The organism is Mangrovicoccus ximenensis (genome assembly GCF_003056725.1).
Lineage (GTDB): Bacteria > Pseudomonadota > Alphaproteobacteria > Rhodobacterales > Rhodobacteraceae > Mangrovicoccus > Mangrovicoccus ximenensis.
The window spans coordinates 1029135-1041433 of record NZ_QBKZ01000001.1 but is presented as its reverse complement, the minus strand read 5'-3'; the positions used below and the strand labels follow the sequence as shown (position 1 = coordinate 1041433).

At 69.9% G+C, this 12299-nt stretch carries 12 protein-coding genes and 5 pseudogenes; 14 read left to right on the top strand and 3 right to left on the bottom strand.

Features of this window, described 5'->3' with window-relative positions; all coding sequences use genetic code 11:
• Positions 1-107 precede the first annotated feature (107 nt).
• Positions 108-275, top strand: coding sequence for a 50S ribosomal protein L33 (rpmG, locus tag C7T91_RS05695; protein WP_072857731.1), 168 nt, complete (start codon positions 108-110; stop codon positions 273-275).
• Between the two features lie 455 nt (positions 276-730).
• Here the strand turns inward: rpmG and C7T91_RS05685 are convergent.
• Positions 731-1576 (bottom strand): annotated as a pseudogene (locus C7T91_RS05685) (DUF4159 domain-containing protein); the annotation flags it as partial.
• Between C7T91_RS05685 and C7T91_RS38350 the strand changes: the two are divergent.
• The 12 genes and pseudogenes from C7T91_RS38350 to C7T91_RS05630 all read left to right on the top strand — a co-directional run.
• Positions 1554-1637: pseudogene (locus C7T91_RS38350) on the top strand (heme ABC transporter ATP-binding protein); the annotation flags it as partial. The pseudogenes C7T91_RS05685 and C7T91_RS38350 sit on opposite strands and share 23 nt — an antisense overlap.
• An 18-nt stretch (positions 1638-1655) precedes the next feature.
• The gene (locus tag C7T91_RS05680) at positions 1656-2027 is read left to right on the top strand and encodes an ATP-binding cassette domain-containing protein (RefSeq protein WP_330848810.1); all 372 of its coding nucleotides are present in this window, start codon (positions 1656-1658) and stop codon (positions 2025-2027) included.
• Entirely contained in the window at positions 2024-2419 is a 396-nt protein-coding gene (locus tag C7T91_RS05675; RefSeq protein ID WP_108258526.1) for a bleomycin resistance protein, read from the top strand. Before C7T91_RS05680 ends, C7T91_RS05675 begins: the two co-directional genes overlap by 4 nt.
• A complete protein-coding gene (locus tag C7T91_RS05670; RefSeq protein ID WP_108258332.1) occupies positions 2416-2814 on the top strand; it encodes a hypothetical protein in 399 nt (132 codons plus the stop codon). Before C7T91_RS05675 ends, C7T91_RS05670 begins: the two co-directional genes overlap by 4 nt.
• Positions 2811-3029 carry a hypothetical protein gene (locus C7T91_RS33295; RefSeq protein WP_201741964.1) on the top strand — a complete coding sequence of 73 codons (219 nt, stop codon included), beginning with the start codon at positions 2811-2813 and terminating at the stop codon, positions 3027-3029. Before C7T91_RS05670 ends, C7T91_RS33295 begins: the two co-directional genes overlap by 4 nt.
• A 941-nt stretch (positions 3030-3970) precedes the next feature.
• Entirely contained in the window at positions 3971-4921 is a 951-nt protein-coding gene (locus C7T91_RS05660) for an alpha/beta fold hydrolase (RefSeq protein WP_108258331.1), read from the top strand.
• A 67-nt stretch (positions 4922-4988) separates the two neighbouring features.
• Positions 4989-6005: an MBL fold metallo-hydrolase gene (locus C7T91_RS05655; RefSeq protein ID WP_108258330.1), complete on the top strand. Its 1017-nt coding sequence runs from the start codon at positions 4989-4991 to the stop codon at positions 6003-6005.
• 60 nt (positions 6006-6065) lie between these two features.
• The gene (dctP, locus tag C7T91_RS05650) at positions 6066-7037 is read left to right on the top strand and encodes a TRAP transporter substrate-binding protein DctP (RefSeq protein ID WP_108258329.1); all 972 of its coding nucleotides are present in this window, start codon (positions 6066-6068) and stop codon (positions 7035-7037) included.
• 2 nt (positions 7038-7039) lie between these two features.
• Positions 7040-7555, top strand: coding sequence for a TRAP transporter small permease (locus C7T91_RS05645; protein ID WP_108258328.1), 516 nt, complete (start codon positions 7040-7042; stop codon positions 7553-7555).
• Position 7556: 1 nt separating this feature from the next.
• Positions 7557-8849, top strand: coding sequence for a TRAP transporter large permease (locus C7T91_RS05640; protein ID WP_108258327.1), 1293 nt, complete (start codon positions 7557-7559; stop codon positions 8847-8849).
• A pseudogene (locus tag C7T91_RS05635) lies at positions 8846-9637 on the top strand (SMP-30/gluconolactonase/LRE family protein); the annotation flags it as partial. The gene C7T91_RS05640 and the pseudogene C7T91_RS05635, both read left to right, overlap by 4 nt.
• 58 nt (positions 9638-9695) lie before the next feature.
• Positions 9696-10394 (top strand): annotated as a pseudogene (locus C7T91_RS05630) (HAD-IC family P-type ATPase); the annotation flags it as partial.
• Positions 10395-10489: 95 nt separating this feature from the next.
• Here C7T91_RS05630 and C7T91_RS05625 read toward each other — a convergent pair.
• Positions 10490-11670: pseudogene (locus tag C7T91_RS05625) on the bottom strand (aminopeptidase).
• On the opposite strand from C7T91_RS05625, the gene C7T91_RS34815 reads away from it, so the two are divergent.
• On the top strand, positions 11572-11775 hold the full coding sequence (locus C7T91_RS34815) for a hypothetical protein (protein WP_236638061.1): 204 nt from the start codon (positions 11572-11574) through the stop codon (positions 11773-11775). The pseudogene C7T91_RS05625 and the gene C7T91_RS34815 overlap by 99 nt on opposite strands.
• Here C7T91_RS34815 and C7T91_RS05620 read toward each other — a convergent pair.
• Positions 11727-12071 carry a hypothetical protein gene (locus C7T91_RS05620; protein ID WP_108258326.1) on the bottom strand — a complete coding sequence of 115 codons (345 nt, stop codon included), beginning with the start codon at positions 12069-12071 and terminating at the stop codon, positions 11727-11729. The genes C7T91_RS34815 and C7T91_RS05620 overlap by 49 nt on opposite strands.
• Between the last annotated feature and the right edge of the window lie 228 nt (positions 12072-12299).

Here is a 12299-nt window from a genome sequence, read left to right as displayed (position 1 = left end):
GGTTTTTGAAATTTCCGTGCTTGACTCCGGCGGGCGCGTGGTCCATTTGCGGGCCTCAGCTTTTCAAGGTGCAGGCCCTGCGCCCGCACCCCCGAAGGAGACATGACATGGCGAAGCCGACCACTATCAAGATCCGCCTGAACTCCAGCGCGGGGACCGGGCATTTCTACGTCACGAAGAAAAACGCCCGTACCATGACCGAGAAAATGGTCATCAAGAAGTACGACCCCGTTGTTCGCAAGCACGTGGAGTACAAGGAAGGCAAGATCAAGTAAGATCGCCTTTCCCGCTGGATGACAGGGCCGTACCTTCGGGTGCGGCTCTTGTCGTTTCGGGGGGACCTTGCATGGCTGTCACGGGAACGCTGCGAGTGGCGCGGCCCGATGACCTCGCGGCGCTCGATGCGCTGCTGGCGCAGAGCTATCCGCGGCTGCTGCGCGGCGATTATCCGCCATCGGTGATGGTGCTGGCGCTGCCGCTGATCGCGCGGGCCCAGCCGAAGCTCCTGGCCTGCGGCACCTATTACGTGATGGAACGCGGCGGCCGGCTGATCGGGGCCGGGGGCTGGACGCCGCGGCGCGCGGCCGGGCTGGCCGATATCCGCCATGTCCAGCCACCAGCCCGACAGCCGGTTCGCGGCGGCGAAGGCCACCAGCGCCAGCGCGGCGGCGCCCAGCACCCAGACGACGGCAAGCGGCACCAGCGGGGCGAAGACGATCTGGTCCATGGCTCAGTTCCCCAGCCGGTCGAGCAGGGCCGGCACATGGACCTGGTCGGATTTGTAGTTGCCGGTCAGCACATGCATCACGAGGTTGACGCCGAAACGGTAGGCGACCTCGCGCTGGCGCTCGCCGCCGAGACCCGATCCGACGCGCAGCATCGGCTGGCGGCGGTCATCCGTCGCCCAGGCGCCCGCCCAGTCATTGCCGCCGATCACCACCGGCGTCACCCCGTCATTGAGGTCGCGGAACGGCATGCCCTCGACGGCTTCCGCGCCGGGCGGCGCCGCCTCGACCCAGACCTCGCGCCCGGCGAAGCGGCCGGGGAAATCCTGGATCAGGTAGAAGGCACGGGTCAGCACATGGTCCTCCGGGATCGGCTCCAGCGGCGGGATGTCGAGCCCGGCGGCGATCTCCTGCAGGCGGCGGCTTTCCGGCGTGGGACCGCCATAGCCCGAGACATTGGCGTCGCGGGTGTCGAACACGATCATGCCGCCGGTCCGCAGGTAGCGGTTCAGCCGCACATAGGCCCCGGCCGAGGGCAGCGGCTGGTCCGCCGTCACCGTCCAGTAGATCAGCGGGAAAAAGCTCAGCTCGTCGGTCTCCAGATCGACCTCGGTCGGATCGGCCGGCTCGATCGAGGTGCGCGCATAGAGCACGTCCGACAGGCCCGCCAGCCCCGCCCGGGTGACCTCGTCGACGCGGGGCTCGCCGGTGCGGACATAGGCCAGCGTCACCTCGGCGGTCGCCGCGACCGCGGCTGCGTCATCCGCCTCCTGCGCCCGCGCGCCGTCCTCCGCGGGTGTTCCGGGCGACGGCACCGCAGCCGAAAGCCTGCCCGCGCGGGCGCTGGCCCGGGTCGGGCTCGGCGGCTTCGAAGGGCGCTGGTTCCACGACCTGTCAGGCGGCGAAAAGCAGCGCGTCCAGCTCGCGCGCGTGCTCGTGCAGATCTGGGAGCCGCTGCTGGCGGACGAGCCGCGCTGGCTGTTCCTGGACGAGCCGGTCTCGGCGCTCGATATCGGCCATCAGCTGGTCGTGATGGACATTGCGCGCGACTATGCCCGCGCCGGGGGCGGCGTGGTGGCGGTGCTGCACGACCTGAACCTGACCGCCATGCATGCCGACCGGGTGACGCTTCTGGATCGCGGGCGGGTGGCGGCGGCGGGCACGCCGGGCGAGGTGTTGACCGATGCGGCGCTGTCCTCCGCCTATGGCTGCCGCCTGCGGATCAACACGCCGCCGCCGCGGGGCGGGCCCTGGATCCTTCCCCAGGCGGCGGCTCACCGGCCCGAGGAGGCCGCCGAATGACCGACATCACCACTATCCCGATCCTGAGATCGCCGGATCTGGCCGCCACGGCGCAGTTCTATACAGGGGAGCTCGGCTTTTCCGCCGAGACGGCGGGGCCGGACTACCTGCTCCTGCGCCGCGACGCGATCGAGCTCCATTTCTGCCCGCCGGATTTCGCTGACGGGCGCCCGACGGAAAGCTGCTGCTACATCCGCGGCGCGGGGATCGACGCGCTTCATGACGAATGGCAGGCGAAAAGCGTGCCGGGCTTCCGGCCGTTCACGCTGCGCCCCTGGGGCATGTACGAGTTCTATCTCTCCGATCCCCATGGCTGCCTGCTGAAATTCGGCCGCTCCGACCGCGAGGGCGCGCCGCCACGCCAACTGACCGATACGGAGAACCCGCGATGATCCGCACGCTTCCGATCCCGCTTCTGCTGGCCGCGTCGGCAGCGCTGGCCGGAACGCCCCCTGCCACGGTGGAGCTGAACGCGCTCGAGCAGGTGGAGGGCGCCTGCCGTGCCAGCTTTGCCGCCGAGAGCGCGCCGGGGCTCGAGGCACTGGTGCTCGAGGCCGTGATCTTCGATGCCGGGGGCGCGGTGGCGCAGATGACGCTGCTTGATTTCCGCGACCTGCCCGCCGGGCGGATGCGGGTGCGCCAGTTCGATCTGGCCGGGCTCGACTGCGCGTCGCTGCCGCGGGTGCTTATCAACGGCATGGAAACCTGCCGCTCCGCGGCGGATGGGGCCTGCAGCGGCCTGCCGGAGGTCCGGTCGCGGCTCGAGGGCGTGGAGCTTCTGGGATGATCGGCACAGCGGCAGAGCGGCTTTCGGGGCTCGTCGATCTTGGCGGGCCGGTGGTGGCGATCCTGCTGGCGCTGTCGGTGCTGGCGCTGGCGGTGGTGCTGTGGAAGGCCGCGGTCTTCGAACTGGAGGCGGTTGGCCGCGGCGGAACGCGCGGCTTCCTCGCACGGGTGCTGGGCCAGGCCGGACTACCAGTCCTCGCTGGAGCGCGCCCATGAAAACGCCGTGCTGGCCCAGGGTCTCGGCCGCGACGTCGCCCGCGCCCGCCAGCTTTTCGACGACCTCGGCGCGCAGGAGCAGGCCGGCAACCTCTCGGGCACCGCCGGGCGCGGCGCGGTGTTCCGGCTGCTGACCCAGAAATCCGCCGAGCTTGCCGCGCTCGAAGCGCAGATCGCCGCGCAGGAGGAACCGATCGCCGTTGCCTTCGAGGAGGGCAACGCCATTCTCGGACGGATGCGCTCGCTCCTGGTCGAGCAGGGCTCGGTGCAGGCGCGCTCGGTCACGTTTTCCGAGGAATCCGTTCGGCTTGCCGGTGTGATCACATCGCTCAGGCAGCTGTCGGTGGCGCCCCTCGTCGAGCGCGCGGCGCAGGATCTGTCGGCCTCGGTGGTGCTGCCCGAGCTCGACGGCCGCACCGACGACATCCGCGCCGACCAGCAGAGCACGCTCGGCCAGATCCTCGGCGCGCTCGGGGCAAGGGCGCAGTCCCTGGAGGCCGCCGCCGCCGAGGTTCTGGCCCTGCCCGAGCCGGTGGAGACGACCTATACGCCGATCAGCTCGGCAGATGCGGTGATCCGCTATGCCGGGAATTTCGTGCCCTCCTGGGCCGGGGCGATCGCGATCGACCTGCTGCCCGCGGTGCTGGTCTTCGTTCTGGCGGTGACCCAGGCGGCGATCCGGCGCGGCCGCGACGGCTCGGGGCTGGAAGAGTCGATGACGATCGGCGACCTGCGCGCCGCGATGCGCGCGCTCGAGGATATCGAGACCTCCCGCGGCCGCGCCAACCGGGCCGCCGACCCGCAGGGCGGAGGCGCCGGAGTTCTTCCGGGGCTTCGAGGCGGCGCTGCACGATCTCGGCCACGGGGTGGAGGTCTTCGCCCGCAGCAAGGGGGCGGGCGTGCCGCTGCTGCTGCTGCACGGCTATCCGCAGACCTCGGCGATGTGGCACCGCGTGGCGCCGGAGCTGGCGCACCGCTACCGCGTCATCTGCCCCGACCTGCGCGGCTATGGCCGGTCGTGGAAGCCCGATCCCGGGCCGGGGGCCTACACCAAGCGGGCGATGGGCGGCGATCTCTTCCGGCTGATGGACCGGCTCGGCCATGACCGCTTCCTGATCCTGGCCCATGACCGCGGCGCGCGGGTGGCGCACCGCATGGCCGCCGACCACCCCGACCGGGTCGCAGCCTTCGTCGCGCTCGACATCGCGCCGACCCGCGAGATGTACCGCGAGGCGCGTTCGGGCTTCGCGCATGACTACTGGCACTGGTACTGGCTGACCCGCCCGGCGCCCTTCCCGGAGAGGCTGATCGGGGCTGACCCGGATTTCTTCTGGCTTTCCAAGGTGGGCGGCGCCTCGGCGGGCATGGCGCCCTTCGCGCGCCCCGCGCTCGAGGAATATCTCGACGCGTTCCGCGACCCGGCGGCGATCCGCGGTGCCTGCGAGGATTACCGCGCGGCGGCAACCGAGGACATCGCGCATGACGATGCCGAAACCGGAAAGTGCAGCGTGCCGATGCTGGCGCTCTGGGGCTCGGACGGCGCCATCGCGGCGCATTTCGACTGCCTGGCGCTCTGGCGCGAGCGCGTGGCCGGAGCCGAGGGCCGGGAGCGGTCCGATTTCGCGCCCGACGTGCCGACCGCGGCCGAGCTCGGCTATGACGTGACGATGTCCTCGCTGCGCGGCGTCGTGGCGCCGGCCGGGCTCGACCCCGAGGTCGCGGCGACGCTGACCTCGGCGCTGGCCGCGGTCAACGAAAACCCCGACTTCCAGAAGATGATGGCCGAACAGGGCAACCCGATCGTCTTCGCCGAGGGCGCGGATTACGCGGCCATCGCGGCGGCGCAGTCCGAAGTGGCCGCGTCCATCTGGAACGAGACCCCCTGGAAGTAACCGGGAAGAAGACCGCGGCGGGGGAGACATCCCGCCGCGATGGAAGACCCCGAGGAGGAGAATACCGATGAAACACGCATCCGCTTGGCGGGCCGCGGCGCTTGGCGCGACGGTGGCCTTCGCTGGCCCGGCCTTGGCCGAAAGCGATCCCGAGCTGTCCGCGTTCCATGTCGCCGCCGCAGAGGCCGCGGCCGGCGAGGACCTGGAACCTGCACTGCGCCACTGCGCCAAGATCGGCAAGTCCTTCACGCCGCCGCAGCCGGTCGATGGCGGCAACCCGCTGACCGGCCTGATCGGCAAGGGCGCGCCGCTGCCGACCGCGGTGTTCGACAACCTGTTCTATCTCGGCACCGGCTGGGTCAGCGCCTGGGCGCTGGAGACCTCGGAGGGCATCATCCTCTTCGACGCGCTCAACAACGAAGAGGAAATCCGCGATTTCGTCGAATACGGCCTGGAGGAACTGGGCCGCGATCCGGCGGACATCCGCAAGATCGTCGTCGCCCACGGCCATGGCGACCATTACGGCGGCGCGGTCTACCTGCAGGAAAAATACGGCGCCGAGATCATCCTGTCGGACATCGACTGGACGGCGATGGAGACGGGCGAGCTGCAATTCGACAACGAGCTCTGGGGCCCGGCGCCCGAGCGCGACGTGACGGTCAATGACGGCGACCTGGTGACGCTTGGCGACACCTCCGTGCAGATCCTCGTCACCCCCGGCCATACCGACGGCACGATCTCGGCGGTGCTGCCGGTGCGCGACGGCGACGAGATGCACAAGGCGGTGATCTGGGGCGGCAACGGGCTGAATTTCGGCCCCGTCTCCGACCGCTTCGTCGCGATGATCGAGAGCCAGCGCCGCCTCGCCGGCCTGGCCGGGCCCGAGGGCATCGACGTCTTCCTGTCGAACCACCCGAGCCTCGATTCGACCTTCGTCAAGATCGCCGAAATGGACGACGATCCCGACGGGCCGAACCCTTTCGTCATCGGCACCGAGGGCGTGTCCCGGGCGATGACGGCGCTGCGCCACTGTGTTGCCGCGCAGCTTGCGAGTTTCGATCCGGCCGCCGTTCCGGCCGACTGATCCGCCCGTCCGGCGGCCGCGGCCGCCGGATCCGCATCAAGATCAAAGAAAGTGACTGACATGACCCGCACCCTGACCGCCGCAGCGCTGCTGCTGGCCTCCGTCTCCGCCGCCGCTGCCGCCGACTGGACCGGCTACACCTATTCCTCGGTCTCCACCACGGCGGCCGTGAAGGGCATGAACCGCATCGCCGAGCGCGTCGCGGAAGAAACCGGCGGCGAGCTGGAGATCGACATCCATCTGGGCAAGACGCTGCAGATCGCCTCCTCGGACATCACCCAGGCAGTCGGCGACGGCATCGTCGATTTCGCCGCCGATTTCTTCTTCTCGGGCAACGTGCCGGTGGCGCGCGTGCTGAACCTGCCGATGCTGATCGAGAGCGACGAGGAATGGGCCAAGGCCTACGAAGCGCTGGAGCCGACCCTGGCCGAGGCCTTCGGCGAACAGGGCGTGGTGCTGCTCGGCGGCTACCGCTACCCGCAGCAGGTGTTCTTCACCACCTTCGAAATGGACGGTCTCGAGGACCTCTCGGGCCACAAGATCCGCGTGACTTCGCCCGAGCAGGGCCGCTTCGTCGAGGAATTCGGCGGCGCGCCGATCACCCTGTCGGGCAGCGAAGTGCCGACCTCGCTGGAGCGCGGCGTGATCGACGGCGTGGTGACGGCCAGCGCGGGCGGCGCCAAGAACTGGCATGAATTCCTGCCCTACAACTACCGTTTCGCGGTGAATTACGGCAACTCGGTGATCATCGCCAACGAGGACGCCTTCGGCGATCTCGACGAGGCCAGCCAGGCCGCGCTGCGCAGCATCGTCGCCGAGGAAGGCCCGCGCATCACCGGGGAATTCTCGGAAGACGAGCTGGTGCAGAAGGCCTCCCAGCAGGAGGCCGGCATGGCGATCACCGAGGCGCGCGACGGCGATGCCGGCGAGGCCCGTGCCAAGCTGGCGCCGTTCTGGGAATCCTGGGCTGAAGAGAACGGCCCGGAATACGTCGAAGCGCTCTCGGTCGTGCGCAACGCAATCGGGAAGTGACGATGATACCGGCAGATGCGACCGGACCGGCCTCTGCCGGTCCCTTCTTCGACGGCCTGGCAAAGGCCGTCCGCGTTGCCACCGGCCTGGTGCTGGTGGTGCTCGTCATCCTGGTGGGCGGGGAGGCGGCGCTGCGCGGCCTCTTCAACCACTCGCTGGGCTATGTCGAGGAGGTCACCGGCTATCTCGTGGTGGCGCTGACCTTCTTCGGCGCGGCGCTGGCGCTGCGCAGCGAAGCGCTGTTCCGCGTCGATTTCCTCTACAACACCCTGCCGGAAGGCGCCCGCAAATGGGCGCTGCGCGGCTTTGCGCTGCTGGGGCTGGCGATCTGCGCGATCCTGGTCTGGAAGACCTGGGGCACGATGGCCAGCTCGCTCGACCGCGGCAAGGTCTCCTCCAGCGTGCTGCGCACGCCGGTCTGGATCCCGCAGCTCCTGATGCCCGCGGGCTTTGCCGTGCTGGGCCTCTTCCTGGTCGAGAAGCTGATCGTCAGCTTCCGCAAGAACGGAGACCGCTGAGATGGAAGCCATCCTTGCCTTCGGGCTGCTGATCGGGCTGATCCTCGGCGGCATGTGGGTCCAGTTCGCGGTGGCGGGCGCCGGGCTCTTCTACATCTGGCTGCTGAAGGGCGCAGCAGGCTGGAAGGCGCTCGGCCTGGTCAGCTGGGGCGCGGCCAACAGCTTCACCCTGGCGGCGATCCCGCTCTTCGTGCTGATGGCCGAGATCCTGCTGGGCTCGGGCCTGTCGTCGCGGCTCTATAACGGCGTCGCGCCCTTCATGCGCCGCCTGCCGGGCGGGCTTCTCCACACCAACATCGCCGGCAGCGGCATCTTCGCGGCGATCTCGGGCGGCAGCGCGCCGACCGCCGCCGCCATGTCGACCGTCGCGGTGCCGGAGCTGACCTCGCGCGGCTACGGCCGCCGCCTGGTCGCGGGCTCGCTGGCTGCGGGCGGCACGCTCGGCATCCTGATCCCGCCCTCGATCACGATGATCGTCTATTCGACCTTCACCGAGACCTCGATCGCGCGGCTCTTCGCGGCGGGCCTGCTGCCCGGCATCCTGCTGGCGCTGTGCTACATGGCCTATATCGCCGTCCGCGCGACCCTGAACCCCGGGCTGGCGCCGAAGGAGACCCGCAAGGCGACCCCGGCGGAACTCGTCTCGGCGCTGCGCGACATCCTGCCCTTCCTGATCCTGATCGTCATCGTGCTGGGCAGCATCTATGGCGGCTTCGCCACCCCGACCGAGGCCGGCGCCGTCGGCGTGATCGGCGCGATGCTGGTCGCCGGGCTCTACGGGCGGCTGAACCTGAAGCTGCTCTCGGACGCGGTCAGCCGCACCGTTCTGATGAGCGGCAGCATCCTCTTCATCGTCTTCACCTCGATGATCTTCGCCTATGCGACGGCGCTGTCGGGGGTGGGCGAGGACCTGGTCGACTACCTGGCGGGCGCCAATGTCTCGCGGCTGACCTTCCTGCTGATCCTCGTCGCGGTCTTCGCGATCCTCGGCTGCTTCATGGAAGGCCTCGGCATGATCGCGATCATCGTGCCGGTGATCTTCCCGGCGCTGCTGGCCTTCGATGTCGATCCGATCTGGTTCGGGGTCTTCGTGGTGATCCTGGTCGAGCTCGGCCAGCTGACCCCGCCCCTCGGCGTGATCCTCTTCGTCGTCGCCAGCGCCTCGAAGAAGGTGTCGATCGAGGACGTGATCCTCGGCACGATGCCGTTCTTCGCGATCATCCTGGGCTTCCTGCTCCTGCTGATCGCGGCGCCGCAGATCGCGCTCTTCCTGCCCTCGCTGACCATCGGATGACGCCCATGCAGACCTATCCCTTCCCCGAACCGGCGGTGATCGACGCGGAGCCTTTCGCGGAGCTGCCCGAGGCGCTGCGGCGCACCGGACAGCGCTCCTACTGGGCGGACCGCAACCGCCGCGGCGCGACCGTGGACAGCTTCATCGAGGGGCCGTCCTTCGACCGGGCGGGCAACCTGTGGTTCGTCGACATCCCCTTCGGCCGGGTGTTCCGCGCCGATCCCTCGGGGCAGGTGGCGCAGGTCGCCGAATTCGACGGCCAGCCGAACGGCCTGAAGATCGACGCGTCGGGCCGGATCTTCCTCGCCGACTACCAGAACGGCATCATGGAGCTCGACCCGCAGACCGGCGCGGTCACCGCCGCGCTGCGCGATGCCGATACCGAGGGCTTCAAGGGCTGCAACGACCTGCATTTCGGCCGCGACGGCGCGCTCTATTTCACCGACCAGGGCCAGACCGGCCTTCAGGACCCTTCGGGGCGGGTCTGGCGCTGGCAGCCCGCGACCGGGCGGCTCGACTGCCTGATCGACAAGGTGCCGAGCCCGAACGGGCTGGTGCTCGATCTCGACGAGCATGTGCTGTTCCTCGCCGTGACCCGCGCCAATGCGGTCTGGCGGCTGCCGCTGGCGGCCTCGGGGCGGGTGAACAAGGCGGGGCTCTTCATCCAGTTCTCGGGCGGCCGTGCCGGGCCGGACGGGCTGGCGCTGACCGCGGCGAACGGCGTGGTGGTCTGCCAGACCGGCATGGGGCTCGTCTGGGTGCATGACGCGCTGGGACGTCCCGTCGCCGTCGTGCGCTCGCCGCGCGGCCTCGGCACCACCAACTGCGCCTTCGGCGGGCCGGACCGACCTGCTGCGCGTGCGCCCGGGCGAGAGCGTGCCGGTCGACGGGGTGGTGACCGAGGGCCGCTCCGCCGTGGACGAGAGCATGATCACCGGCGAGCCGGTCCCGGTGGAAAAGACCGAGGGCGAGCCCGTCACCGGCGGCACGCTGAACAAGTCCGGCAGCTTCGTGATGCGCGCCGAGAGCGTCGGGGCCGAGACGACCCTGGCGCGGATCGTCGGCATGGTCTCGAAGGCGCAGCGCTCGCGCGCGCCGATCCAGGCGGTGGCCGACCGGGTGGCGTCCTATTTCGTGCCCGCTGTGGTCGCGGTCGCGGTGCTGGCCTTCTTGGTCTGGGCGCTCTTCGGCCCGTCCCCGGCGCTGAGCTACGCGTTCGTTGCCGCAGTTTCGGTGCTGATCATCGCCTGCCCCTGTGCGCTGGGGTTGGCGACGCCGATGTCGATCATGGTGGCCACGGGGCGCGGCGCGCAGGCGGGCGTGCTGATCCGCGATGCCGAGGCGCTGGAGCGGTTCTCCAAGGTCGGGGTGCTGGTCGTCGACAAGACCGGGACGCTGACCGAGGGCAAGCCTGCGCTGACCGACACGGTTCCGGCGGAGGGGGTCGCGGCGGGCGAGCTGCTGTCGCTGGCCGCCGCCCTCGAGCGCGGCTCGGAGCATCAGGCCAGTCCTCCCGCGCCCCGGACCGGCAGGGCCGCTTCCGAAGGCCCTGCGCAGATCGCGGGGCACGGCCGACGCCAGCCTCGAGGACGGTCGCCGCCCTCCCGTCGATCATGTCCGCAGACGACCCGCCCGCGGGGTTACCGCGCCCATTCGCCGTTGCGGAACACCGGCACGCGCGTGCCGTCGGCCCGAACTCCGTCGATGTCGGTCTGCGGCCCGCCGATCATCCAGTCGACATGGATCATCGAGCTGTTGCCGCCCTGCGCCGCGACCTGTTCCGGCGACAGCGAGGCGCCGTCGAGGAAGCACTTGGAATAGCATTGCCCCATCGCGATATGGCAGGCTGCGTTCTCGTCGAACAGCGTGTTGTAGAACAGCAGCCCGGTCTGCGAGATCGGCGAGCTGAACGGCACCAGCGCGACCTCGCCGAGGCGCCGCGCGCCCTCGTCGCTGTCGAGCATCCGCCCGAGCACCGTTGCGCCCTTGGCCGAGCGGGCCTCGACCGCGCGCCCGTCCTCGAAGCGCATCTCGATCTCCTCGATCAGCGCGCCGTTGTAGGACAGCGGCTTGGTCGCGCGCACCGTGCCGTTTACGCGATGCGCGTGAGGCGTGGTGAAGACCTCTTCGGTCGGGATGTTCGCGTTGCAGGTCACGCCGTTCTGCGCAGCGGATGCGCCGCCCTGCCATTCATGGCCGTCGGCCAGCCCGACGGTCAGGTCGGTGCCCGGCCCGGTGAAATGCAGCGCGTCGAAACGCTCGCCGTTGAGCCATTCGGTCCGCGTCCGGAGCGCCGCATTATGCGCTTCCCAGGACGAGACCGGGTCGTTTCCGGTTACCCGCGAGGCGGCGAAGATCGCATCGGCCAGCTTGGCGACCGCTTCGTCCTCAGGCAGGCCGGGGAAGACCTGCCGCGCCCAGCCAACCGTCGGAAAGGCGGCAATCGTCCAGTTGATCTCGAAATTGGCGATTTTCGACAGCGCGGGCTTGTAGGCGATCGAATTGGCCTTGTTGGCGCGGGCGACCTTCTCGGGATCCTCGGCGGCCAGCGCCATCGGGTCCGCTCCGGCAATCGCCATCCGAGCGGCGCCTTCGGAGAAGGCCTGTGCCATGCCCTGGTGGAGCCATCCCGGCGCACGGTCGAAGCTCGCCTCGCGCCGTGGCGGAACCGGGCACGGGCGATTTCGTCATCGGACAGCAGCGGCGTGACCAGCCCGGCGCCATGGCGGTAGGCGGAGGCGGCGATCTCGCGCACCAGCGGCAGCGCCTCGACGGGGGCGGTCAGCACCAGATCCTGTCCCGGCTGGAGGTTGAGGCCCACCTTGACGGCGACATCGGCAAGGCGGGCAAGCAGGACGGGATCGAGGGCGGGGGCGGTCATGGCGGCTCCTTCAACGCGGCGGCCCGAGACTCTGGCGGGCCCTGAGCAGGGACCCTGCCGACAATGGCGGCGAGTTCAAGGGCTTCCTTGCCTTCCGGGCCGCCCGAAACCGTGGGACGCCCGAACTTTGCGTCCGCTACGCCTTTGCGGTCGAGCAGGACGGCATGGGCCTGCGGGCCGCCACCTATGCCGAAAACATCTCGGGCGGCTGCGCGCCCCTGAGGCATTTCGAGGGCCGCGACACGGTGCTCGGCCAGCTGAAGCGCTTCCGCCAGCGCGCCCCGTTCCGGCGGTATTTCGCGGAGGTCCTCGCGATCGAAGACGAGGGCGACGGGCGCCATGCCCGGATGATCGTCGGGCGGATCATCCCGGAACGGCGGGGGGAGACGGCGCGGTCCGACCGCTCTACGGCGCGCATTACCAGCTTCGCGCCCGCCGCGGCGGCGGCGGTCGGCGCCTCTGCTGGAGCAACGACCGCCCGGACTGGTTCACCCGCGACGAGGTCCCGGCATTCGACATCGGCACGGTCAGGTGAGACGCGGAGCCCGCCGCTGGCCGCTCCGCGGACC